Source organism: Glutamicibacter sp. NPDC087583 (assembly GCF_044743685.1).
GTDB lineage: Bacteria > Actinomycetota > Actinomycetes > Actinomycetales > Micrococcaceae > Glutamicibacter.
Genome location: NZ_JBIUWY010000005.1, coordinates 126,547 through 151,252, shown reverse-complemented (window position 1 = coordinate 151,252; position 24,706 = coordinate 126,547). Strand labels below are relative to the sequence as shown.

18 protein-coding genes and 1 tRNA gene are annotated in these 24,706 nt (G+C 63.4%); 4 read left to right on the top strand and 15 right to left on the bottom strand.

The annotated features are described in order from the left end of the window. Nucleotides 1-92 precede the first annotated feature (92 nt). The 10 genes from ACIOU9_RS13915 to argS form a co-directional block, all read right to left on the bottom strand. Nucleotides 93-1,214: an MraY family glycosyltransferase gene (locus ACIOU9_RS13915; protein WP_402697271.1), complete on the bottom strand. Its 1,122-nt coding sequence runs from the start codon at nt 1,212-1,214 to the stop codon at nt 93-95. Continuing rightward, nucleotides 1,211-1,894 carry an L-threonylcarbamoyladenylate synthase gene (locus ACIOU9_RS13910; RefSeq protein ID WP_105662585.1) on the bottom strand — a complete coding sequence of 228 codons (684 nt, stop codon included), beginning with the start codon at nt 1,892-1,894 and terminating at the stop codon, nt 1,211-1,213. The genes ACIOU9_RS13915 and ACIOU9_RS13910 overlap by 4 nt, the downstream gene beginning before the upstream one ends. Nucleotides 1,895-1,927: 33 nt before the next feature. Next, complete coding sequence (prmC, locus tag ACIOU9_RS13905) at nt 1,928-2,785, bottom strand: peptide chain release factor N(5)-glutamine methyltransferase (RefSeq protein ID WP_402697269.1); 858 nt, start codon at nt 2,783-2,785, stop codon at nt 1,928-1,930. Nucleotides 2,786-2,792: 7 nt separating this feature from the next. Further along, nucleotides 2,793-3,866 (bottom strand): peptide chain release factor 1, encoded by a 1,074-nt coding sequence (gene prfA, locus ACIOU9_RS13900; protein WP_105658405.1) that lies wholly within the window; start codon nt 3,864-3,866, stop codon nt 2,793-2,795. Between the two features lie 188 nt (nt 3,867-4,054). After that, nucleotides 4,055-6,316 carry a transcription termination factor Rho gene (rho, locus tag ACIOU9_RS13895; protein WP_402697268.1) on the bottom strand — a complete coding sequence of 754 codons (2,262 nt, stop codon included), beginning with the start codon at nt 6,314-6,316 and terminating at the stop codon, nt 4,055-4,057. Nucleotides 6,317-6,651: 335 nt separating this feature from the next. Further along, a complete protein-coding gene (thrB, locus tag ACIOU9_RS13890; protein ID WP_105658403.1) occupies nt 6,652-7,584 on the bottom strand; it encodes a homoserine kinase in 933 nt (310 codons plus the stop codon). 130 nt (nt 7,585-7,714) lie between these two features. Further along, nucleotides 7,715-8,815, bottom strand: a complete 1,101-nt coding sequence (gene thrC / locus ACIOU9_RS13885) for a threonine synthase (RefSeq protein ID WP_105658402.1) — start codon at nt 8,813-8,815, stop codon at nt 7,715-7,717. A gap of 1 nt (nt 8,816) precedes the next feature. Next, on the bottom strand, nt 8,817-10,103 hold the full coding sequence (locus tag ACIOU9_RS13880; protein ID WP_105658401.1) for a homoserine dehydrogenase: 1,287 nt from the start codon (nt 10,101-10,103) through the stop codon (nt 8,817-8,819). Next, nucleotides 10,104-11,525 (bottom strand): diaminopimelate decarboxylase, encoded by a 1,422-nt coding sequence (lysA, locus tag ACIOU9_RS13875; protein WP_105658400.1) that lies wholly within the window; start codon nt 11,523-11,525, stop codon nt 10,104-10,106. Nucleotides 11,526-11,531: 6 nt separating this feature from the next. After that, on the bottom strand, nt 11,532-13,175 hold the full coding sequence (argS, locus tag ACIOU9_RS13870; protein WP_105662579.1) for an arginine--tRNA ligase: 1,644 nt from the start codon (nt 13,173-13,175) through the stop codon (nt 11,532-11,534). A gap of 166 nt (nt 13,176-13,341) precedes the next feature. Here argS and ACIOU9_RS13865 point away from each other — a divergent pair. From ACIOU9_RS13865 to ACIOU9_RS13855, 3 genes are all read left to right on the top strand, one after another. Further along, a tRNA-Arg gene (locus ACIOU9_RS13865) sits at nt 13,342-13,417 on the top strand. Between the two features lie 181 nt (nt 13,418-13,598). Beyond that, complete coding sequence (locus ACIOU9_RS13860) at nt 13,599-14,435, top strand: SDR family NAD(P)-dependent oxidoreductase (protein ID WP_133834472.1); 837 nt, start codon at nt 13,599-13,601, stop codon at nt 14,433-14,435. Between the two features lie 276 nt (nt 14,436-14,711). Continuing rightward, the gene (locus tag ACIOU9_RS13855; RefSeq protein ID WP_133834473.1) at nt 14,712-15,194 is read left to right on the top strand and encodes a hypothetical protein; all 483 of its coding nucleotides are present in this window, start codon (nt 14,712-14,714) and stop codon (nt 15,192-15,194) included. A gap of 1,213 nt (nt 15,195-16,407) precedes the next feature. On the opposite strand, the gene ACIOU9_RS13850 is transcribed toward ACIOU9_RS13855, so the two are convergent. From ACIOU9_RS13850 to ACIOU9_RS13840, 3 genes are all read right to left on the bottom strand, one after another. Continuing rightward, on the bottom strand, nt 16,408-17,199 hold the full coding sequence (locus ACIOU9_RS13850) for an ABC transporter ATP-binding protein (protein ID WP_105662577.1): 792 nt from the start codon (nt 17,197-17,199) through the stop codon (nt 16,408-16,410). Continuing rightward, entirely contained in the window at nt 17,192-18,109 is a 918-nt protein-coding gene (locus ACIOU9_RS13845) for an ABC transporter permease (RefSeq protein WP_105658396.1), read from the bottom strand. The genes ACIOU9_RS13850 and ACIOU9_RS13845 overlap by 8 nt, the downstream gene beginning before the upstream one ends. Nucleotides 18,110-18,208: 99 nt before the next feature. After that, on the bottom strand, nt 18,209-19,204 hold the full coding sequence (locus ACIOU9_RS13840; protein WP_105658395.1) for an ABC transporter substrate-binding protein: 996 nt from the start codon (nt 19,202-19,204) through the stop codon (nt 18,209-18,211). A gap of 398 nt (nt 19,205-19,602) precedes the next feature. Here ACIOU9_RS13840 and hrpA point away from each other — a divergent pair, with 398 nt between their 5' ends. Continuing rightward, nucleotides 19,603-23,562, top strand: coding sequence for an ATP-dependent RNA helicase HrpA (hrpA, locus tag ACIOU9_RS13835; protein WP_402697265.1), 3,960 nt, complete (start codon nt 19,603-19,605; stop codon nt 23,560-23,562). Here the strand turns inward: hrpA and ACIOU9_RS13830 are convergent. Together ACIOU9_RS13830 and ACIOU9_RS13825 are read right to left on the bottom strand one after the other, a co-directional pair. Continuing rightward, nucleotides 23,557-23,880 (bottom strand): branched-chain amino acid transporter permease, encoded by a 324-nt coding sequence (locus tag ACIOU9_RS13830; protein ID WP_105658393.1) that lies wholly within the window; start codon nt 23,878-23,880, stop codon nt 23,557-23,559. The two genes, hrpA and ACIOU9_RS13830, sit on opposite strands and share 6 nt — an antisense overlap. Beyond that, complete coding sequence (locus tag ACIOU9_RS13825; RefSeq protein ID WP_105658392.1) at nt 23,870-24,646, bottom strand: AzlC family ABC transporter permease; 777 nt, start codon at nt 24,644-24,646, stop codon at nt 23,870-23,872. Before ACIOU9_RS13825 ends, ACIOU9_RS13830 begins: the two co-directional genes overlap by 11 nt. Between the last annotated feature and the right edge of the window lie 60 nt (nt 24,647-24,706).

Here is a 24,706-nt window from a genome sequence, read left to right as displayed (position 1 = left end):
ATTCCCTAAAGAACAGATGAAAGAAGATCCGGATTGAATTCTACACGAGATAGAAACAGATTGCTTGTGCGTTACCCTGCTATTTGATCGGGCTAGGCTTTGCCCATGCGCTTGCGTAAGGCCTCGACCCGCTTGATCACCAGGGGACGCCACGTTGCTACCGCTGCCACTAGGAACAACAGCAAGGCCATCGGGACCACCAGAATGACCGGGATGAAGGCGATGGAAACCACTGAGACTGCAATCACGGCGGCCCACAGGTAGAGCAGAACTACCGATTGGCGCACGGAGTGGCCCTGGGCCAGCATCCGGTGGTGGATGTGCTTGGCGTCCGGGGAAAAGGGTGAGCGTTTGTTGGCCAGCCGGCGGAAGACCGAGAGTACAAGGTCCAGTACTGGTAGGAAGACGATCACCATCGGCAGCAGCATCGGCATGTAGGCCGGGATGTTGCGGAAGCGCCGGGCCTCCAGGCCCTGCACATCACCGGTCACCGCCACCGCGGCCACCGAGAGGATCATGCCGATGGCGAGAACGCCGGTCTCCCCCATGAAGATATTCGCCGGGTTGAAGTTGTGCGGCAAGAAGCCCAGGCAGGCACCGAGCAGCAAGGCGCAGAGCAAGGCCCCGATGTTCGCGTAGTCATCGGCGCTCACGTGCGTGGCCAGTACATAGGAGTACACGAAGAAGGTCGCCGCGCCAATGGCGGCCAGGCCCGCGGCCAGGCCATCCAATCCATCGGAGAAGTTGATCGCGTTCATGGTCAGCACGATCAGGAAAATGGTCACCGAAATCTGCATCCATTGCTCATTGATCTGCCACGACCCCACGGGCAGGGACTGGATGACGATTCCGTTGGTGGCGACCATCCAGCCGATCAGGATCTGGCCGGCGAGCTTCAGCCACCATTTGAGGTCGAACATGTCATCGGCCAGGCCCATGAGCACGATGACGCCCAGGGCGTAGGCGATTCCGCGGATGGCGTCGTCATTGCCGAAAACCCCGCGGAAGAAGTGGAAGTTGCTGGCCAGCCATAGCCCTGCGGCGAAAGCGGCGATAATCGCCAGGCCGCCGAACTTCACGATCGGTTTTTCGTGCTGGTCGCGTTCGCGCACCAGCTGGTTGCCGGTGAAACGGTGGCCAAGGGTGCGGATGATCGGGGTGAGCAGGAACGAAACCGTAAAGCTGAATGCTATGAGCAGTACGTATGTTCTCATGCGCCGGTTTCCGGTGCGTCCTGTCCCAAATCGAGAATGCCAGGGACGACCACGCGCAATTCGTCAATGGAAATCGCGCCCGAGCGAACCACCTGCAGGTTCTGGCCGGTGCAATCGATGATGGTCGATGGCAGGACCTCTTCCCCGGCCTCGCCGCGCGGGCCGCCGTCGAGGTAGACATCCACCGACTCCCCGAGCTGAGCGAAAGCCTGCTCGACATCCAGCGCCGCCGCGTTGCCGGTGCGGTTGGCCGAGGACACGGCCAGCGGGCCGGTCTGGCCCAGGAGTTCCAGGGCGGTGTCGTCGTTGGGCACGCGCAGCGCCACGGTGCCGCGGGTCTCCCCCAGATCCCAGGTCAGCGAAGGCTGGGCCTGCAGGATCAGGGTCAGTCCGCCTGGCCAGAACGCTTCGGCCAGCTTGCGCGCGGGCTCGGGGATGTCCCTGGCCAATCCGTCCATGGTGGAACTCTGGGCGATCAGCACCGGCGGGGGCATGGTGCGGTTGCGGCCTTTGGCGGCCAGCAGCATCGCCACGCCCTGGGCGCTGAATGCATCGGCGCCGATCCCGTAGACGGTATCTGTAGGCAAGACGATGCAGCGCTTGTCCGCCAGCGCGGCCTTGGCTGCGGCGATGCCTTCAGCGTGTTCCTGCTCGTTGCTTACCGAAAATGTTGTGCTCACGGGATCATTCTTTCATGCACTGGTGTGGTTTGGTTATTGCGGCGCGTAGCCGGATGTGGCGCGGGCGCGCCCGGTCAAATCTTCATGGCCAGCTACCTGCGTGAAACCGGCCGCGCGCAGCATGGCTGCCGCGGTTTCGCGCTGCACTTCGGCGTGTTCCATCACGTAGTAGCCGCCGGGACGCAAGAGCTTCATGGCTTGGGCGGTAATGGCACGCGGAATGTCCAGTCCGTCCTCCCCGAGCCCGTACAACGCCATTTCCGGGTCGTGCTCGCGCACTTCCACTTCGCGCGGCACCGCGTTGGGCGGAATATACGGCGGATTGGAGATCACCAGGTCCATGGTGCCTTCCAGTTCCCCGGGGACCGCCGTGGCATCCTGGTGCAGCACGGTGACCCGGTGCGGCTCGCAGTTGGCCCGGGTGTAGCCGATGGCATCCTCCGAGAGCTCCACGGCCCAGACGCTGGCTGCTGGCACTTCGCTGGCCACGGACGCTGCAATGGCGCCGGAGCCCGAGCACAAATCAATGCACCGCGGGGTGCCGATGCCTTGGCCGGCCAGGAAATCAAGGCCGACCTGCACCACGGTTTCGGTTTCCGGGCGCGGGGTGAATACTCCCGGTCCCACCTTCAGCTCCAGGTAGCGGAAGTACGCCACGCCAGTCAGGTGCTGCAGCGGGATGCGGGTGCGCCGGGCGGCCACCAGGGCGGTGAATTGCTCCCGGGATCCAGGGTCGAGGCCCTCGCCACGCAGTTCGCGCAGCTTCAGTTCCGAGCGGTCAATGCCCAGCACGTGGCACAGCAGCAGGTCGACGTCGACGCCGGGGCTTGGCACCCCGGCGTCGGCCAGCGCCGCAATCGCCTGGCGGCGCACGGCAGTGAGTTCTTCCAAGGCGTCGTTACTCGCCCAGCGCTGCCAAGCGCTCTTCCTCGTCCATCTGGATGCAGGATTCAACCACCGGCTGCAGGTCCCCGTCCATCACGGCGTCGAGGTTGTAGGCCTTGTAGCCGGTGCGGTGGTCGGCAATGCGGTTTTCCGGGTAGTTGTAGGTGCGGATGCGCTCGGAGCGGTCCATGGTGCGGATCTGGCTTGCACGCTGGGCCGAGTTCTCCTTGTCGATGATCTCCTGCTGGTGGGCCAGCAGGCGCGAACGCAGCACGCGCATCGCGGCTTCGCGGTTCTGGATCTGCGACTTCTCGTTCTGCATGGCCACCACGATGCCGGTGGGCAGGTGGGTAATGCGCACCGCGGAGTCGGTGGTGTTCACCGACTGGCCGCCGGGGCCCGAGGAACGGTAGACATCGATCTTCAGGTCGTTCTGGTGGATGTCGACTTCTTCGGGCTCGTCCACCTCGGGCAGGACCAGCACGCCGGCAGCCGAGGTGTGGATGCGGCCCTGGGATTCGGTGACCGGCACGCGCTGCACGCGGTGCACGCCGCCTTCGAACTTCAGCTGGGCGTAGACGCCTTCGGCCGGGTCATTCGATTTGCCCTTGATGGCAACCTGGGCGTCCTTGTAGCCGCCGAGGTCGGACTCGTTGAAGGAGATCATCTCCACCTTCCAGCCCTTGTGCTCGGCGAAACGGGTGTACATGCGCAGCAGGTCGGCTGCGAACAGCGCTGCTTCGTCGCCGCCCTCGCCGCCCTTGACTTCGAGGATCACGTCGCGGCCGTCGTTCTCGTCGCGCGGGATCAGCAGGCGGCGCAGCTTCTCCTCGAGCTCTGGCAGGGCGGCGGTGAGGGTTTCCACCTCTTCTGCGAAGTCCGGATCCTCGTCAGCCATTTCCTTGGCTGCTTCCAGGTCCTCGGTGGCGGCGTGCCACTTGTTGTAGGCCTCGACGATGCCGTTCAGCTGTGCCGAGCGGCGGCCGAGCTTGCGGGCCAGCGCCTGGTCGGCGTACACCGCTGGATCCGAGAGCTGCGCCTGGATTGCGGCATGCTCTTCTAGTAGCGACTTGACGGACTCGAACATGGTGGGTGTGCTTCCTTGTTGGCGTTTTCCGCGCAGTGCCGCCGGCTATTGCGGCTGGGGCACTGCTGGAATTCAATTCTAAACGCTGCGCCGGCCGGGGCCGGCGTGCGAGGTGTCACTACGCGCCGATGGCGTCCAGCCAGCTGCCGGTGCGGCAAGCTGGCTGGACGCCATGGCGGTGGGTGGTGCTAATCCTTGTTTGGAGTGGTCTTGTTGACCAGCATCAAGAATTCCGCGTTCGATCCGGTTTCGCGGATCTTCCCGGTGAGCACTTCCAGTGCCTGCTGCGGATCGATGCCCGAGAGCATGCGGCGCAGGCGCCACATGATGCGCACTTCTTCGGCACTCATCAGCTGCTCTTCGCGGCGGGTCGAGGAAGCGTTGACATCCACTGCCGGGAAGATGCGCTTCTCGGCCAGCTGGCGCGAAAGGCGCAGCTCCATGTTGCCGGTGCCCTTGAATTCCTCGAAGATGACTTCGTCCATCTTGGAACCGGTCTCCACCAGGGCGGTAGCCAGGATGGTCAGCGAGCCGCCATTCTCGATGTTGCGGGCTGCACCGAAGAAGCGCTTCGGCGGGTACAGCGCTGCCGAGTCGACGCCGCCGGAGAGGATGCGGCCCGAGGCCGGAGCGGCCAGGTTGTAGGCACGGCCCAGGCGGGTCATCGAGTCCAGCAGGACCACGACATCCATGCCCATTTCCACCAGGCGCTTGGCGCGCTCGATGGCCAGCTCGGCCACGGTGGTGTGGTCATCGGCCGGGCGGTCGAAGGTCGAGGCGATGACCTCGCCCTTCACGGTGCGCTGCATGTCGGTGACTTCTTCGGGACGCTCATCAACGAGCACCATCATCAGGTGCACTTCCGGGTTGTTGATGGTGATCGCGTTGGCAATGGCCTGCAGGATCAAGGTCTTGCCGGCCTTCGGAGGCGAAACGATCAGGCCGCGCTGGCCCTTGCCGATTGGCGCGACCAGGTCGATGACGCGCGGGCCGACCAGCTTCGGATCGGTTTCCAGGCGCAGGCGCTCGGTCGGGTACAGCGGGACGAGCTTGTTGAACTCGACGCGTTCGCGGTTGTCCTCTGGCTTCTTGCCGTTGACCGAAGTCAGCTGCACCAGGGCGTTGAACTTCTGGCGCGGGTTCGGGGTCTCGCCCTCGCGTGGCTGGCGGATCGCGCCAACGATGGCGTCGCCCTTGCGCAGGTTGTACTTCTTGACCTGGCCCAGGGTGACGTAGACGTCGTTCGGGCCGGGCAGGTAGCCGGAGGTGCGCACGAAGGCGTAGTTCTCCAGCACGTCCAGGATGCCGGCGATCGGCAATACGACGTCGTCCTCGCTCAGCTGCGGCTCGTCGTCATCACGGCGGTTGCGGCGGTTGCGGTTGTTGCGATCGTTACGGTCGTTGTTGCGATCGTTGCGATCATTGTTGCGCTCGCGGCGGTTGCTGCGGTCATTGCGATCGTTGCGGTCGTTGTTGCGCTCGCGGCGTTCGCGGCGGTCATTGCGGTCGCCACGCTCGGAACGGTCCTCGATGTTCTCCGAGTCGTTCGAGTCGTTGTTGCGCTCGTTGCGATCATTGCGATCGTTGTTGCGCTCAGCACGATCGTTGTTGCGCTCATTGCGGTCGTTGTTGCGCTCGTTGCGGTCGTTGTTGCGCTCGTTGCGGCGGTTGTTGCGCTCGCGGCGCTCTTCGCGGCGGTCGGTGCGCTCTTCAGCGTTCTCCGACTCGGCAACTTCGGTGCGCTCGGTGCGCTCGGTGTTGCGATCGCGGCGGTTGCCACGCTCACGGCGGTTGCCGCGCTCGCGGCGCTCTTCGCGTGCTTCGCCGTTGCTCTCGGCGTTCTCCGCCGGTGCCTCGGCCTGCTCGGCTGCCTGCTCTGCTGGCTGGTCAACCGGCTTGTTGTTCCGCGAGTTGCGGCGCTGGCGTGGAGCCTTGGACTCCTCGGCTGCTGCCTGGTTCTCGGCTGGAGCCTCAGTAGCGGCTTCGTTGGCTTCGGCAGGAGCCGCAACCTTGCCCGAGTCGGTCACACGGCGCGAGGTGCGGCGTGCGCGAGCTGGCTTTTCAGCCGGAGCTTCAGCAGCCGCGCCGGCCTCTGGTGCGCTCTCGGTCTCAGCCTGCGCCTGGGCCGCGGCCTTTGGCGCACGACGTGCACGGGTCTTGGTTTCCTTGGCCTGCTCAGCTGGAGCTTCAGCCTTCGCTGCGGGAGCTTCGGTCTTGGCAGACTTCGCTTCCTGTGCGGCCTTGGCGTCCTTGGCGGCAACGGAGCCACCGCGCTGGTGGTCGCCGATGGCCTTGACCAGATCAGCCTTGCGCATCCGCGAACCGCCGGTGATACCCAGCTGCGAAGCCAACTGCTGGAGCTGGGTCATTTTCAAAGAGGCCAGTCCGGCGCTCTTGTTTTCGGAAGTCTTGGTGTCCACGCCTTCGTTGAGGCTCGTGGTTTCGGTCACGAAAGTTCCTTCTGACTCGTAGGATGGGCCGCTTCAAGGCAGGCCCACTATGCCGTAAATGATGTTCAGCAGCCGAAGATTTCGTGGCTACTTCACTTTCTCCCCGCAAGATGGCCCAGAATTCGAGGCAAAACTGCAGTGGATTAGAGAGACTGACATCTCCTAGGCACGATGACGTACCTGAATGCGGGATATCAAAGTTGCTGCGAACTGCAGGAAGATCCGGGACGGCTGGACGGATGAAATGGGGTTCGAGAACCGAATTTATCCGCATCAACACTGGCCACAAAGGATTCGGACCGGGCTACTGCCCAGCTATCCGGCCTGCCATGGTGTTACAGCACTTCTACTGTAACACCGTTGGCGGCCAGCTTGGGAACTTCAGCACGCCATGACACTGGAGATCCTGCAGAGAATTCATCGATGGCCGCTTGCACGGCAGCGACCTGTTCATCGCAGGCCACCAGGGTCAACACGGTCGGTCCGGCACCGGAAACCACTGCGGCCAGTCCTGCGCCGCGCAGCTTGGCAATCAGCGCCGCGCTTTCGGGCATGGCCGCGGCGCGATAGTCCTGGTGCAGGTAGTCCTTGGTGCCGCCCAGCAGCTGGCGCGGATCGTTGCTCAGCGCATGGATCAGCAGCGCGGCGCTCGCGCTGTTCGCCGCGGCTACCGCGTGGTCGACCTGTGCAGGCAGCGCGCCGCGCGCGACCTCGGTGGACAAGCCGTTGGACGGGATCGCCAGCACTGCGCGCAGGTCCGGGTGCAGGGGCACCTGCACCGAGCTGAAGCTGCCGGCGGCATCGGTGGCAGAGATGCTCAGCCCGCCAAAGACCGCCGGAGCCACATTGTCCGGGTGCCCTTCCCACGCTGCAGCCGCCTGGAAGATCCGCTCGGTCCCGCCACGAGCTGGGGCTGGAAGCAGCGCATCGGCGGCGGCGTAGGCCGCGACAATCGCCGCGGCCGAGGATCCCATGCCGCGCGCGTGCGGGATGTTGTTGTGCGCGACCAGCTGGACGCCAACCGGTTCAAAACCGGCGTCTTTCCAGTAGCGGTGCATTTCCTTGATGATCAGATGCGACTCATCGCGTGGCAGCTCCTGCGCCCCATCGCCGAAAATCTCGACACTGCTGGACCGCGCGGTGCGCACTTCGAGGCGGTCGCGGTATTCCAGGGCCAGGCCCAGCGAATCGAAGCCAGGACCGAGGTTGGCTGAGGTGGCCGGCGGGGAAACGATCAACTTCTGGCCCAGGGCGATCTGCTGCGTCATGGTTCCTTCAAGAATTCGGTGCGATAGGTATCAGGTGCGCAACGGCCCGCCGCGATTGGCTCCCCCGGTCCGGGAGAGCCAATGACGCGGCGGGCCGTCGTGCTGCCGGCGGCTGGCCGGCGAAAAGCTGCTAGGCCAGGCCCAGCGCGCCGGCGACCTCGACCACGTCGAAGGCCACCTTCTTCGGCGCAACTTCCGAGCCGTCGGCCTGCTTCAGGGCCCAGTCCGGGTCCTTCAGGCCGTGGCCGGTCACGGTGATCACGATCTTCTTGCCGGTCGGCGCAGTGCCGGCGGCGTGGTGCTTGAGCAGGCCGGCCACGCCGGCTGCCGAAGCTGGCTCCACGAAGACGCCTTCGCGGCTGGAAAGCCAGCGATGGGCTTCGAGGATCTGCTCGTCGGTGACCGAGTCGATCTGCCCGCCGGACTCGTCGCGGGCGGCTTCGGCCTGTTCCCAGGATGCCGGATTGCCGATGCGGATGGCGGTGGCGATGGTATCCGGTTCGGTGATCGGGTGGCCGGCCACGATCGGGGCGGCCCCGGCGGCCTGGAAGCCCCACATGACCGGGTTCTTGGTGGACACCGGCTGCAGTTCCTTGCCGGCTTCGTTGGTCCACTTGGAGGAATACTCCTTGTACCCCTTCCAGTACGCGGTGATGTTCCCCGCGTTGCCTACCGGCAGCAGGTGGTAATCCGGGGCGTCGCCCAGGAAGTCGACGACCTCGAAGGCGCCGGTCTTCTGGCCCTGGATGCGGGCCGGGTTCACCGAATTCACCAGGAACACCGGGTAGTTCTCGCTGAGCTTGCGCGCCACTTCCAGGCAGTTATCGAAGTTGCCGTCGATCTGGATGATGTCCGCACCGTGGGCGATCGCCTGGGACATCTTGCCCATGGAGATCTTGCCATCGGGCACCAGCACCGCGCACTTCAGCCCTGCCTGGGTAGCGTAGGCGGCGGCCGAAGCGGAGGTGTTGCCGGTGGAGGCGCACACCACGGCCTTGGCGCCGGCAGCCACCGCGGCGGTCATCGCCATGGTCATGCCGCGGTCCTTGAAGGAACCGGTCGGGTTCATGCCCTCGACCTTCAGGTACACCTCGTTGCCGGTCTGCGCCGACAGCGCCGGGGCGTAGACCAGCGGGGTGCCGCCCTCGCCCAGGGTGATGACCTTGGTGTTTTCGTCTACTGGCAGGCGATCGGCATATTCGCGGATCACTCCGCGCCACTGGTGAGCCACGTTAGTTTCCTTCAACTCGCATAACGGATAGAACAGAGTGCACCGCGTCCAGCGCGGTCAGCGCCTCGACGGTGCTGGCCAGGGCCGCTTCGGTGCCCTGGTGGGTCAGGATGCGCAGCTGCGCGCCCGCTTCGGCGTCCACCTGCTGGCTCATCGACTCGATGGAGACCCCGTGCTCGCCGAAGACGGTGGCGATGGCGGCCAGCACGCCGGACTGGTCCTTGACCGACAGGCCAATCCAGTAGCGGGTGTCGATGGCCTCGAAGTCCAGCATCCGTGGCGCCTGGTTAACCGAGCCGTTGGGCAGCGGGGCTCCGGCAGCGATCTGGCGGGCCACGGCAACGACGTCGCCCATGACCGCCGACGCGGTCGGGTTGCCACCGGCTCCAGCCCCGTAGAACATCAGGTCGCCGGCGTTCTGCGCTTCGACGAACACGGCGTTGAACGCGCCATGCACGGTAGCCAGCGGGTGGCTGCGGCGCACCAGGGCCGGGTAGACGCGCACCGAAATCCCGGCTTCGGCCTGCTCGGCGATGGCCAGCAGCTTGATCACGTAGCCGGCGGCGGCCGCGGCCGCGACATCGGCGGCGCTGACTTCGGTGATGCCCTGGGTCCAGACCTGGTCCGAGGACACGGTGGTGTGGAAGGCCAGCGAGGCCAGGATCGCGGCCTTCGCGGCGGCATCGTGCCCGCCCACGTCGGCGGTTGGATCGGCTTCCGCATAGCCCAGCGCCTGGGCTTCGGCCAGCACGTCGTCGAACGCGGCACCGGTGGTGTCCATGGCGTCGAGGATGAAGTTGGTGGTGCCGTTGACGATGCCCATCACCTTGGTGATGTGGTCCCCGGCCAGCGAGTCCGCAATCGGGCGCAGGATCGGGATGGCCCCGGCCACCGCGGCCTCGTAGCGCAGCTGGGCGCCGTTGTCGGCAGCGATCGCGTTCAGTTCGGCGCCCTTGAGCGCAATCAGCGCCTTGTTGCCGGTGATGACGCTGGCACCCTTGGCAAGGGCGGCGGCGATGTATTCGCCGGCCGGCTCCATGCCGCCGAGCAGTTCGATGACCACATCGGCCTGGGCGATCAGCCCGTGGGCGTCGGTGGTGAAAAGCTCCTGTGGCAGCACTGCATCGCGCTTGGCATCCGGGTTGCGCACGGCAATGCCGATCAGCTGCAGGCCGGCGCCGGAGCGGGCAGCCAGTTCGTTTGCATCTTCCAGCAGGATCCGGGCCACTTGGGCTCCGACGGTGCCGCAACCCAGCAGGGCTACCTTCAGGTTCTTTTCGCCGCTCAATTAAACTCCCATGTCACGGGCCAACAAGTCTGTTTCCGTTTCCCTGCGCACGATCAGACGGGCTTGGCCATCGCGTACCGCTACCACCGCGGGGCGGGTGAGGTAGTTGTAGTTGCTCGACAGCGCCCAGCAGTAGGCGCCGGTGGCCGGAACGGCGATCAAATCGCCGGCCGCCACGTCATCGGGCAGGTAAACGTCCTTCACGACTATGTCACCTGACTCGCAATGTTTCCCAACTACACGAGAAATAATTGCGTCGTTTTGCGTCATACGGCTAGCCAGCACGGCGGTATATTGCGCGTCGTAGAGCACCGGGCGCGGGTTGTCGCTCATCCCGCCGTCCACTGAAATGTAGCGGCGCGGGTGCAGCGCCCCTGAGCCGTCTTCCACCTGGACGTCCTTGCGCACGCCAGCCTCGTAGAGGGTGAAGGTGCTCGGGCCGGCGATGGCGCGGCCCGGCTCGATGGAAATGCGCGGGCATTCCAGCTCGAGTTCGGCGCAGGTCGCCGAGACCACTTCGGCCATCTGCCCGGCCAGCTTGGCCGGGGTGGAGGGGTGGTCCTCGGAGGTGTAGGCAATGCCGTAGCCGCCGCCCAGATCCAGCTCGGGCAGGGAAACACCATGGATCGAGCGGATCTTGGCCAGCAGGCCGAGCATGGTGCGGGCGACCATTGCGAAGCCCTCGGCCTCGAAGATCTGCGAACCGATGTGGGCGTGCAGGCCCAGCAGGTTGATGTTCTGCGCCTCGATCGCCTGGGCGACCGCACGCAGCGCAGGAGAAGTGCCGGAGGCATCGTCCAGGATGGACAGCCCGAACTTTTGGTCCTCGTGCGCGGTGGCGATGGCCTCATGGGTGGAGGCGTGCACGCCGGGGGTAATGCGCAGCATGACCTGCGCGCTCTGGCCCATGGCGTCGGCGATCGAAATCACCCGGTCAAGCTCGTCCAGCGAGTCGATGACCAGGCGCCCGACGCCCATTTCGATGGCGCGGGTGATCTCGGCAGCCGACTTGTTGTTCCCGTGCAGCGAGAGGTTGGCAGCGGGCACCTTGGCGGCGTTGGCCACGGCCAGTTCGCCCCCGGAGCAGGTATCCAGGCGCAGGCCCTCGTCGGTCACCCAGCGGGCCACCTCGGTGCACAAGAATGCCTTGCCGGCGTAGTAGACGTCGACTCCCCCGCACAGCTGCCTGAACGCGTCGTCGAAGGCGGTCTTGAAACCCCGGGCGCGGGCGCGGAAGTCGTTCTCATCGAGCACGAACAGCGGGGTGCCGAACTCGGCGGCCAGCTGGGAGACGGGAAGGCCCTGGATGGACAGTTCGCCGCCAGCCTCGCGGGAAACCCCCGAAGCCCACTCGATCTGTCGAAGTGCGTTGATGTTTTCCGGGAATTGCAGCCATTGCGGGGCTAGCGGCGATACGGCCATAAGGTCTTACATCCTCTCTGGGGCGGAAACGCCCAGCAGTTCCAATCCATTTGCCAAAACGGTGGTGGCGGCGTCGTTCAGCCACAGCCGGGTGCCGTGCACCGGCGCGACCGCTTCGCCTTCGCCCACCGGGGTGATGCGGGTTGCGGCGTACCACGAGTGGTAGGCGCCGGCGACCTGCTCCAGGTAACGGGCAATGCGGTGCGGTTCGCGGAATTCCGCGGCACCGGCAACCACCGACGGGAACTGGCCGAGCACGGCCAGCAGCTCGTTTTCGGTCGGGTCGGTCAGCAGCGCGGCATCGAAGCCGTCACGGGTCACGCCCTTGGCGGCGGCATTGCGGGCCGCGGCGCACGAACGGGCATGGGCGTACTGGACGTAGAACACCGGGTTGTCATTGGTGTTCTTCTTCAGCTGCTCGGGGTCCAGCGCGATCGGCGAATCAGCCGGGAATCGGGCCAGCGAGTAGCGCAGCGCGTCGGCGCCGATCCAGTTGATCAAATCGCGCAGCTCGATGATGTTGCCCGCGCGCTTGGACAGCTTGGCTCCGTTGACAGAGATCAGCTGGCCGATCAGCACCTCGATGTTCTTGTCCTTGTCATCTCCCGCGCAGGCGGCGATCGCCTTCAGGCGGTTGACGTAGCCGTGGTGGTCGGCGCCCAGCAGGTAGATCTTCTCTTCGAAGCCTCGGTCCTTCTTGGACAGGTAGTAGGCGGCATCCGCGGCGAAGTAGGTCGGCTCGCCGTTGGCGCGGATCAGCACGCGGTCCTTGTCATCGCCGAAGTCGGTGGTGCGCAGCCAAACCGCGCCCTCCAGATCGAAGATGTGGCCCTGCTCGCGCAGGCGGGCCACGGCGTCAGCCACCGCACCGCCCTCATGCAAGGTGGTTTCGGAGAAGAACACGTCGAAGCTGACGCCGAAGTCGGCCAGGGTGGACTTGATGTCTTCGAGCTGCGCCTTGTAGGCGGCGTCGCGCAGGGCAGGAATGGCTTCTGCTTCGTCCAGCTCGCGCAGCTGCGGGGCTTCGGCCAGGACGGCGTCGCCCAGTTCCTTGATGTATTCACCCGGGTAGCCGCCCTCTGGCACTGGCAGGCCGTGGATGCGGTTGTACACCGAACGGGCGAAGACGTTCATCTGGTTGCCGGCATCGTTAATGTAGTACTCGCTGGTCACCGAAGCGCCCGAAGCGCGCAGCACGCGGGAGATGGCATCTCCCAGCGCGGCCCAGCGGGTGTGGCCGATGTGCAGCGGGCCGGTGGGGTTCGCGGAAACGAATTCCATGTTGACCACGTGGCCGGCCAGGGCCTCGTTGCTGCCGTAGGCGGAACCAGCCTCGACGATGGTGCGGGCCAGCTCGCCGGCAGCGCCGGCTTCGAGGGTGATGTTCAGGAAGCCGGGACCTGCGATGTCCACGGCGCCGACTCCTGGGACCGAAGCAAGTCGGGTGGCCAGGATCTGGGCGAAGTCGCGCGGGGCCATGCCGGCCTTCTTGCCCAGCTGCAGCGCGATGTTGGTCGCCCAGTCGCCGTGTTCACGGCTTTTCGGGCGGTCCACGCGTACGGTCTCTGGCACCTCGACGGAGATTTCGCCGGCGGCTACGGCTTCGGTGAGGCATGCGGATATTGCTGCGGAGAGTTCTTCAGGAGTCACCGTTCAAGAATACCGGCAATTGCCGTGCTTCTTCAGCATTCATGACTTGCATCGCCTGTGAGACTGGCCCAACCCGGTGACTTTTGCAACACATGCGTGCCAAGGTGCTGGAATTGCGCAGATCAAGTGACGACCTGATAGTATTTTTCCTGTTGCCCAGCAACACGCCTCTGTAGCTCAGTGGATAGAGCGTCTGCCTCCGGAGCAGAAGGCCGAAGGTTCGATTCCTTTCAGGGGCACCACCTAAATTGCAGGTCCTGGTTACCAGGGCCTGCTTTTTTTCGCTCTTCTTCTCACGCCGCAGCTCGCGCGAGGCCGCGAACAATCTCCTGTCAGCATTTTCTGGCAGCTTCCCCGTCGCCACAACCTTTAGCTTCGGCTAGGCCCTAAACTCGGATAAACCAACTAGCGCTTAAGGGCACCATGAAAAAAACCATTCTCATTACCGGAGCCAGCGACGGGATCGGGGCCGCATCGGCCCGAGAACTGTCACGACAGGGGCACCAGATTGTCGTTGTCGGTCGGTCGCAAACCAAAACCCAGGCCATCGCCCATGAGCTAGGCGCCAGCTATTTCGTGGCAGACTTCAGCCAGCTCGCACAGGTACGCGGCCTGGCCACGCAGTTGCTCCAGAAGTATCCCCGAATTGATGTGCTGGCTAATAATGCCGGCGGGATCAAGGCAGAGCGCGAACTGACCGTGGATGGATTCGAAAAGACTTTCCAAGTCAATCACCTCGCGCCCTTCCTGCTCACGAATCTGTTGTTGCAACGACTAATCGATTCGGGTGCCACGGTCATTCAGACCGCCAGCATGGCTGCGCGTCTCATGGCCAAATTCGACATTGCGGACCTACAGGGCGAAAACAGCTACTCACCGAGGGCCGCCTACGGCAATGCAAAGTTGGCGAACATTCTGTTCACCTCGGAATTACAGCGGCGCTTTGGCGGTTCCGGGATTAACGCCGTGGCGTTCCACCCCGGGATCGTTGGCACCAGTTTCGCCTCGGACTCCAAGGGGTTATTGAAGTTCCTTTACCACGGTCCGCTTAGGCGCTTCTTCACGGTCGACTCGAGCAAGGGTGCCGACCAGCTCGTCTGGCTTGCGGAGGCGAAGCCTGGCGTGCAATTCGAACCGGGCGCCTACTACGAGTCGGGAAAGATCGCATCGAAGGTCAACCCGCTGATCCATGATGAGGTACTAGCGAAGCAACTCTGGGACCGCTCGGCGACCTTGCTTCAAATCCAGAACTGCACATAGGGGATCTCGGAGTCGACCCGACCGGCCTATTCGGGAACTACTGCCGGCATGGACCGGGCTCGTCACCAATCCGAGATGGCGATACCCGCATCAAATTGCCCGCGGCCGCTAACTGCCCACCGCTTGATGGAAAGAGCGATACTCCATCCACTCGACACTGAATTCGCATCGCTGCCATTCAAGAGTTCCTCGGCAAACTACCCGAGCGAAAACGCGGGAAATCGAAGTACTCTCATGAACTCTTGATTTTATCCCGCTAAAAGATAATCTTGACACATGACGAAACGCCTCTTTGGAATCATTTCACTTGCTTCTGTGATTGCTTTGGCACTGTCTTCATGCAGCCCTTCGACTTCCCCTGAGACAGCGCTTGGAGAGATTCCTTCGTCAGATACGTCGGCCAGCACCTCGGAATCGCCAGATCCCCTAAAGAAGCATGCCGAATTCCTCGCCCAGAGCGAAGACTCCTTCCAGATTCTCAATGAAACTCATTCCGTGGGCTCGACCACTCTGCGCCTCGGGGATCTTCCCGGAGGATTTGATTCAGTTGGCTTCATAATTTCATGTGATGCAACGTCCCCTTGGGAGATTATCCTGCTAGGTGGATCAAAAACCGGTGCGAGTGGTTGCGATTCGAATTCAGAAATATATACGAGCCTTTCTACCCCGGCACATCAAATCAACACCAATGAGGTACAGCTCGAATTCAAAGAGCCGGTGGGAGTCTGGGTCACTGTTTATGCCACGAATGAAGAATAGACAGGCGTTTCCGATTTTTCATTTGGACACTAGGCGAAAAGCCTAAAGACATCGCGCGGCAGCTGACTGTCCGCGCTAATGATTCGGCGAAAGCCTAACCGGCATTGCCGAGAGGGAACCAAAGCTCCACTTAGAGCAATAGCCGGGGAAATTTCGCTTTGTATCGCGCTTACGAGATACCCGGATGCCAAGAATCCTGAATCACTAGAATTGCAAAGCTTAGGGATCAACCGTGGATGACTGGGATGCCGGATGCTCGGGCGCAGCAGGATACAGTTCCTCCGGTAGCCCTATAGTGAATCCTTCCTCACGGATACTATGGCCACCGACCCACAGTGAGTGCCGAGCATACTGGCTACCATCAGTCAGGTGAACGGATACTGCGCTTCCAAACTGCTCTCCAACCACGACCGACACATTTTCAGGTGTAATGCCGTGGTTCTCTAGAATCTGCCGAGTCTGGCTGACCATCTGGTCATCCAGGTTTCCTCCTGGAAATGGCGAAGTAACCCGGCAAACTCCAGTCCGATCGCCAGCATACGCAGCAACTACCAATTCCGTGCCCGCCTGCTCTAACGAGCTGACGGGTTTGCGGCCGTCGCAGGTTTCATCGGAGTATTTCCCAGTCAAAGAGCAACCCGACAGCAATCCAGTGATGAGAGCCAGACCGACGACTCCTGTCGCTGCAGCTATGTACGCGCTACGGGTTCTCAATAGTCCACCATTCGTTTCGCAGAAGGTGTTAATCCTAGGCAGGTTTATAGCAATGCATCTTTAACTGCATGAATATTTCTCAAATTCATATTGAGTATCGGAGATCAGCTGCATGAGTAAACCCATTAATGCCACCTACGATGCCAGAGCTGCGGCCGCGCATGTCGCGCTCTCTCATGAGCTAGCAGTTGAAACGGCAGAAATCGAGTCTTCTAGCATGCCGTACCTCGTGAACTAGGATCTTGACAGCGCAGGCAGGCCGACAGGTGTAGAACTGATCCATCCTGCTGGTCACTGCCCCAGCCATGTCCAGTCTGCTGATCGCCAGCAATGCATGTGCCGAGGCGCTCTATCGCCGTTGCGGGTACCAATGGACAGGACAGCAAGTCATCGACCGGAGCTCAGGACGCGTCGAGCACCGCCTTCGCAAACCGCTGCCTTAAACCCGACAGGCCCCGCACCCATCGGGTGCGGAGCCTGCGCAGATGCTGGCCAGCGGCTACTGCAGCATGGTCTTGTCATCGAGCTGTGCGCCCTTGATCTTGCTGAATTCCTCCAGCAGGCCCTTGACGGTCATCTTGGACTTCTCTTCCTGGTCCAGGTCCAGGATGATCTGCCCATCGTGCATCATGATCAGCCGGGTGCCCAGCTGCAAGGCCTGTTCCATATTGTGCGTCACCATCAACGTGGTCAACTGGTGGCGTTCGACAATTTCCTTGGTCAGGCGCGAGACCAGCGCGGCACGCTGCGGATCCAGGGCCGCGGTGTGCTCATCGAGCAGCAGGATCTTGGGCTTGGAGAATGTGGCCATCAGCAAGCTCAGCGCCTGGCGCTGGCCGCCCGAGAGCAGGCCCACCTTGGTCTTCAAGCGGCCTTCCAAACCGAGTTCCAAGCTCTTGAGCTCCTCGACGAACAGCTCGCGCCGCTTGGTGCCTACGCCCAGGCCCAGGCCGCGGAAACGGCCGCGGGCGTAGGCCAGAGCCATGTTCTCCTCGATGGACATGGTCGGCGCAGTGCCGGCCATCGGGTCCTGGAATACCCGGCCGATGTACTTGGCGCGGGTGTAGTCGGCCATCCTGGTGACGTTCTTCCCCGCGATGGACACCGAACCGGCATCGGGCTGCAGCTTGCCTGCAACCATATTCAGCACGGTGGACTTGCCGGCGCCGTTGGAGCCGATGACGGTGACGAATTCACCGTCCGACAGGTTCAGGTTGATGTTGCGCAGCGCCTTGCGCTCGTTGACAGTTCCCGGGAAGAACGTGCGCGACAGGTTCTTGATTTCAAGCATTGGTGCGAACCTCTTCCTTGGTTTCAACTGCTGCTGGGGTGCGCTTGAAGTTCTTGATGATCTTCTGGAAGCCCTTCCACTTCGGCAGCAGCAGGGCGACGACGACGAGGACCGCGGAGATCAGCTTCATGTCGTTGACCTCCAGGCCTGCCGACAGGGCCATCTGGATCACCAGGCGGTAGATCACTGCGCCGAAGACCACCGCGATGGCGGCCAGCCAGATGTAGCGCTGGGTGAAGATCGCCTGGCCGACGATGACCGAGGCCAGGCCGATCAGGATCAGGCCGATGCCCATGCCGATATCGGCGAAGCCCTGGTACTGGGCGATGACCGCACCGGACAGCGCCACCAGGCCGTTGGACAGCGCCAGGCCCAGGATCTTCTGGTTGTCGGTGCTCACGCCGAAGGAACGGATCATTTCCTGGTTGTCGCCGGTGGCCCGCATGGCCATGCCCAGCTCGGTGTGCAGGAACCAGACGATCGCTGCCACGAAGACCAGGCAGACGGCAAAGAGGATGGCCACCGACGCCCATGAGCCGAGCAGGCCCGAGACGCGCATCGGGCTGATCAGGGTCTCCTCCCCCAGCAAGGGGGTGTTGGCCTTGCCCATGATGCGCAGGTTGATCGAGTACAGCGCGATCATGGTCAGGATGCCGGCGAGCAGGCCGTCGATCTTGCCCTTGGTATGCAGCAGGCCGGTAATGACACCGGCAACCATGCCGGCGAAGAAGGCCAGCACGGTGGCCAGCCAGGGATTCATCCCGTTCACGATGCCCACCGAGGCGACGGCGGCACCGGTGGTGAAGCTGCCGTCGACAGTCAGGTCGGGAAAGTCCAGGATACGAAAGGTCAGGTACACCCCGAGCGCCATGATGGCGTAAATCAGGCCGAGTTCAACCGCTGTGATCATGTGTGGATCCTTGAGTTGTAAGTTTTGCAGGTAATCACGACGAAAGGCGAGGCACCAGGTTATGCGCCTCGCCTTGCGTCGGTAAGTTGTTGCCGGGGCTTAGTAGACCTCTACGGCTTCGGACTTCATCTCGTCGGTGAATTCGATGCCTGCCTTCTTGGCGGCATCTTCATTCAGGTAGAGATCGACCTCGGAGATGGTCTCCACCGGCAGGGTTGCCGGCTCGGCCTCGCCCTTGAGCAGCTTCACGGCCATGGCAGCGGTCTGCGCGCCCAGCTTCTCGTAGTTGATGCCGTAGGTTGCGGTAGCACCGCGCTTGACGGACTCGCCGTCAGCCGAAATGACCGGCACGCCGTTCTTCTCGGCAACCTGCAGCAGGCCTTCCAGGGCAGAAACGACAGCGTTGTCAGTCGGAACGTAGTACGCGTCGACATCCAGCGAGCTGGCGGCCTGCTGGACTTCGCTGGACGCCGAGACAGCGGCTTCTTCAATGGTCAAGCCCAGGCCCTTGGCTGCTTCCTTGGCCATCTTCACCTGGACTGCGGAGTTGGCTTCACCCGAGGAGTAGACAATGCCGACCTTCTTGGCATCGGGCACCAGGTCCTTGAGCAACTGCAGCTGCTCGTCGACCGGGTTCATGTCCGACGTGCCGGTGACATTCGCGCCCGGAGCTTCATTGGAGGCGACCAGCTTGGCATCAACCGGGTCGGTCACAGCGGAGAAGAGCACCGGAACCTTGGTAATCGCCTGCGCCGCAGCCTGGGCCGATGGGGTAGCAATTGCCAGCACCAGGTCGATATCCGAATCAGCGGCGAGCTTGCCGGCAATCGAGGTGTTGGTAGCCTGATCGGTTTCGGCGTTGTTCTCGTCGTAGCTGATCTTCTCGCCGGTGTAGCCGGCTTCTTCCATGCCTGCCTTGAAGCCGGTGACCACTGCGTCCAGCGAAGGGTGCGAGACGAACTGGGAGATGCCGATCTTGACGGCCTCGTCGCCGCCCTCCGCGGTGCCCTGCTCGCCACTGCCGCCGCAGGCGGTCAGGGCCAGTGCGCCAGCTGCTGCGATGGCAGCGAATTTCATGGCGGTGAAGCTCTTCATTGAAGTTCCTTTCAAAGTTCCCTTGCGAGTGATTCCCACCGATAGCGCGGAAGCCTGGTTATGAAGCGCAACTGGTGCGCAGCATGCGGGAACCGTCCAGGCATCACGTCGATGATTACCCCCGATCTTACATGTGAACGACCTCACCTTGCCTACAATCAAGGTCGATTCCTAGACGTTTGCATCTTGATACGGATTCTTGTGGACACAAATGCTCCGCCGGGAAGCAGAATCTGGAAGTTTTGTATTTACCGGCCCGAACTTGTCGACAATTGCTTGGACAATCTGAAAATTTGACTCATGGAGCAATGCGTCCGGGAGCACATTTCCTGCCCCGAATCGGGCTTCGGCCCGGCGGCCACCACGAAAATGCGTGGCGCGAATAGAATGGGAACATCATGGCGCTCAGCATTACGTATCCCGAAGCCCTTCCCGTTTCAGCCCGCCGCGAGGACATCCTCGCCGCGGTCCGCGAAAACCAGGTCGTGGTAATCGCCGGCGAAACCGGTTCGGGCAAGACCACCCAGCTTCCCAAGATGCTCATCGAGCTCGGCCTGGCCGAGAAGGGCATGATCGGGCACACCCAGCCGCGCCGCCTGGCCGCGCGCACCGTGGCCGAGCGCATCGCCGAGGAAATGGGCACCGAAATCGGCGAGGAAGTCGGCTTCCACGTGCGCTTCACCGGCGAGGTTTCGCGCAAGACCAAGCTGAAGGTGATGACCGACGGCATCCTGCTAGCCGAGATCAAGCGCGACAAGCTGCTCAAGAAATACTCGGCGATCATCATCGACGAGGCCCACGAGCGCAGCCTGAACATCGATTTCCTGCTGGGCTACCTCAAGCAGATCATGCCCAAGCGCCCCGAGCTGAAGATCATCATCACCTCCGCCACCATCGACCCGCAGCGCTTCGCCGAGCACTTCGGCAAGCCGCTGCCCGGCGGCGGCGTCGAGCCTGCCCCGATCCTGGAGGTTTCCGGGCGCACCTTCCCCGTCGAATTGCGCTACCGCCCGCTGCAGGCCGAGCTCGATGTCGACGCGGACGAGGCCGCGGAGAACACGCTGGAGGAAGAACGCGACCCACTGGATGCGGTCACCGACGCGGTCAAGGAACTGAGCGGCGAAGCGCCCGGGGACATCCTGATCTTCTTCTCCGGCGAGCGCGAAATCCGCGACGCGGCCGAAGCCTTGCGCGCCATGGTCACCGCCAATAAGCGCCTGCCGCGCTATGAGGTGCTCCCGCTGTTCGCCCGGTTGTCGCTGGCCGAGCAGCACCGGGTCTTCCACCCCGGTGGCGCCCCGCGCATCATCCTGGCCACCAACGTCGCCGAGACCTCGCTGACGGTGCCGGGCATCAAGTACGTGATCGATACCGGCACCGCCCGCATTTCGCGCTATTCTCACCGCACCAAGGTGCAGCGCCTGCCCATCGAGCGCGTTTCGCAGGCCAGCGCCAACCAGCGTTCGGGACGTTGCGGCCGCGTGTCGGAGGGCATCGCCATCCGCTTGTACTCGGAGCCCGACTACGAGGCGCGTCCGGAGTTCACCGACCCGGAAATCCTGCGCACCAACCTGGCCAGCGTGATCCTGCAGATGATCTCCATGGGCGTGGTCGCTTCGGCCGCCGAGGTTGCCAGCTTCCCGTTCGTCCAGCCGCCCGAAGCCAAGGCCATCACCGATGGCGTGAACCTGCTGCGCGAGCTCGGTGCGCTGGAGCAGGACAAGGCCGCGAAGCTGACCGAAACCGGCAGGGCGCTGGCGGTGCTGCCGCTGGATGTGCGCCTGGGCCGGATGATCGTCGAGTCCGCACAGCGCGGGGTCGCCAAGGAAGTGATGGTGCTGGCTGCCGGGCTGAGCATCCAGGACCCGCGCGAGCGTCCCAGCGAGGAGACCGGGCAGCGTGATCGTGCGGTGGAGCTGCATAAGCGCTTCGCCGATGACAAGTCCGACTTCATTGCATTGCTGAATTTGTGGGCCTACCTGCAGGAGCAGCAGAAGGACCTGTCCTCCTCCGCTTTCCGCCGGCTGTGCAAGAACGAGTTCATCAACTACCTGCGCGTGCGCGAGTGGCAGGACCTGTTCACCCAGCTGCGCCAGCTGGCCAAGCCGCTGGGCATCACCATGGCGGCCGCCCCGATCGACCCGGCGGCCAATGAGGACCAGGTGCACAAGTCGCTGCTGTCGGGCCTGCTGGGGCACATCGGGCTCTACGATGAGCGCAAGCGCGACTACCTGGGCGCGCGCGGCACCCGTTTTGCGATCTTCCCCGGCTCGGGCCTGTTCAAGAAGTCCCCGACCTGGGTGATGTCCGCCGAGCTGGTGGAAACCTCGCGGCTGTGGGCCCGCACCAACGCGGCCATCTCCCCCGAATGGGTGGAAGAGCTGGCTCCGCACCTGCTCAAGCGCACCCACTCCGAGCCGCACTGGTCCAAGCGCACCGGTTCGGTCATGGGCTACGAGAAGGTCACGCTTTTCGGCCTGCCGATCATCCCGCGCCGCCAGTTCCACTACTGGCGGGTGGATAAGGACCTGGCTCGCGAGCTGTTCATCCGCCACGCGCTGGTGGAGGGCGATTGGCGCACCCACCATAAGTTCTTCGCCAAGAACCGGGCGCTGCTCGAAGAAGTCGAAGAGCTCGAAACCCGCATGCGCCGCCATGACCTGCGCATTTCCGATGAGGACCTGTTCGCCTTCTACGATGCCCGGGTGGGCGCCGAGGTCTACTCGGAGCGCCACTTCGACCGCTGGTGGAAGAAGGCCCGCGCCACCGATCCCTCGCTGCTGGACTTCGACCCCGAGGCGCTGCTGGCCGAGTCCGATGCGGTTGACGAGGCCGCGTTCCCCACCACCTGGCAGCTGGGCAGCATCCACTTGCCGCTGTCCTACGAGTACAACCCGGCGGCCGCCCCGGGAGAAGGCGATGGCGTTTCGCTCACGGTCCCGGTGGTGTTCTTGAACCAGCTGGATCCCGCGCGCTTCGCCTGGCTGATTCCGGGGTTGCGCCACGAGCTGCTCACCGCGCTGATCCGTTCGATGCCCAAGGCCATCCGCAAGAACTTCGTGCCTGCCCCGGATGTGGCGGCCAAGGCGCTGGCCATGCTGGAGGCGGACTTCGATCCGGCGGCCGATGACCTGGCCGATTCCCTGGCCTTGGTGCTGCGCCGGCTGCGCGGCATGGTCGTCGAGCCTTCGGTCTTCGACTTCTCGACCCTGCCTGCGCATCTGCGCTTCGGCTTCACCGTCACCGATGCTTCGGGGAAGGTGCTGGGCAGCGGCGATGACCTGGCCGCGTTGCAGTACAAGTTCGCCGCGGCCAACCGCGCCGCGCTGGCCAGCGGGGTCAACTCCCCCGGTGTCGCCACCGGCAAGCCGGGGGTGCCTGGCAAGCCTGCGGCCGCGTCGAAGGCGCAGTCCAGGAAGAAGGGCGCCGCGGCCACCGCAGCGGCGGCCACCGGCGCCTGGGACCAGAAGTCGCTGGATCATTGGCCGCAGCTGGAATCATCAGGCGATACCCTGGGCGATACGCTGCCTGCCAAGGTCACCACCACGGTGATGGGCCAGCAGATCACCGCCTATCCGGGGCTTATGGACACCGGCGAAAAGGTCGACCTGAGTGTTTTCCGCACCCACGCCGAGCGCGATGCGGCGCACCGCACCGGTGTCATCCGGTTGCTGATGCTGCGCTTGCCGCCTGCCGGGAAGTTCGTGATTTCGCACCTGAAGAACGCTGAGAAGCTGGTGTTCACGCAGAACCCGCACGGGTCCATCGAGAAGCTGATTGCCGATTGCACCATGGCCGCGGTAGACCAGCTGGTGCCCGAGAAGCTACCGATGAACCGCGCCGAATTCGAGGCGCTGTTCGAGACGGTGCGCGCCGAGCAGATCGACACGGTCTTCACGATTACCGGGATCGTGGCGAAGGTCTTCGGCTCCTCGACCCGGATCAACAAGGATCTGAAGAGCACCAACTCCCTGGCGATGTTCGCGGCAGTCACCGATATCCGCTCCCAGCTCGAGCAGCTGATCTATCCGGGCTTCATCGCGGCCACCGGGGCAGCGAACCTGATGCGCCTGCCGCGCTATGTGCAGGGCATCGAGAAGCGCTTGGAGAAGCTGCGCGCAGGTGCGGTCACCCGTGATTCCCAGGCCCTGGTCGTGATCCAGAAGCTGGAAGACGAATACGATACCGCCCTGGATCGGGTTCCGCCCGGAGCCCGGGTGCCGGCGGACTTGGCCCAGGTGAAGTGGATGCTGGAGGAAATGCGCATTTCGCTGTTCGCCCAAGAGCTGGGCACCGCCTATTCGGTCAGCGAAAAGCGCATCCGCAAGGCGATCAAGGATTCGCTGGCGCAGCTATAGCGGCCAGCTGAGGATCCCAACGTAGACGGCGGTACCGCCCAGCACGCTGAGCACCGCATTGGACTTGAGCAGGTGCAGCACCACGGTGGCCGCCAGGGCGGTGGCCACCGGCCACGCCACGGCCGGATCCGCAATGCCGGCAGGCACCGTGGAAGCAACCAGCACCACCATGATTCCCAAGGGCATGCGCAGCGCCAGGTAGTTGATGAACGCGTTGCTGCGCAATTTGGCGATGAAGGCGAAGGGCAAGGCACGCAGCCCGAAGGTCACTGCGGTGCTCAACGCGATGGCCGAGAAGAGGTAGAGGCTATCGGGCATCGGCTGCTTCTCCCGCCTGCTGCCCGCCGGCCTGCTGAGCGGTGCCGGTGCGCCGTCGCAGCAGGTAGGCCGCCGCAAGTCCGGCCAGGAAAATCGCCATGGCTACCACCATCATGCTCTGCGGTGCGATCCAGCTGGCCGCCACGGCGCTGATCAGCGCCAGCATGGACAGCGGCACACTGCGGTAGGCCTTGAACGCTTCGATCGCCAGCACGGCAAACAATGCGGTCACCGCGAATTCCAGACCCCTGATGGATTCGGGGATCATTGCGCCCAGCAGCGATCCGCCCAGCACGCTGGTGGTCCAGCTTGCATGGAACAGGCTCTGGATGGCCAGGATCCGCGTCGAGGAATAGTCCTTCCGCTCGGCCTGCAGGGTCAGCGCATAGGCCTCATCGGTCAGCGCAAACATGCTGTAGAACTTCGCCCCCTGGCCCTTGACCCGGTGCAGCGGGAAAGAGATCGCATAGAATACGTGGCGGAAATTGACTACCAGCGTGGTCAGGGCGATATGGGACAGCGGCGCCACGGCGGCAAGCAGCCCGATCAAGAGGAATTCCAGGGAACCGGCGAACACCAGCCCGGCAAGCAAGGGAGCTGACCACCAGGGCAATCCCGAGCGCACCAGCAGCACGCCCAGGGCCAGGCCCAATGGCATGACCGCCAGACTGGCGGGAAGCACATTTTTCGCGCCCAGCCTGATCTGCTGCCATCGGCCCTCGTCGGACAAAGGCCGGGAACCTTTAATTGCCAGTTTTTCGCTCATGAAGCAATATTAGGAAATTCCAAGCCAAATATGGTTGCCAATTCTAGCCAACCGACGGGT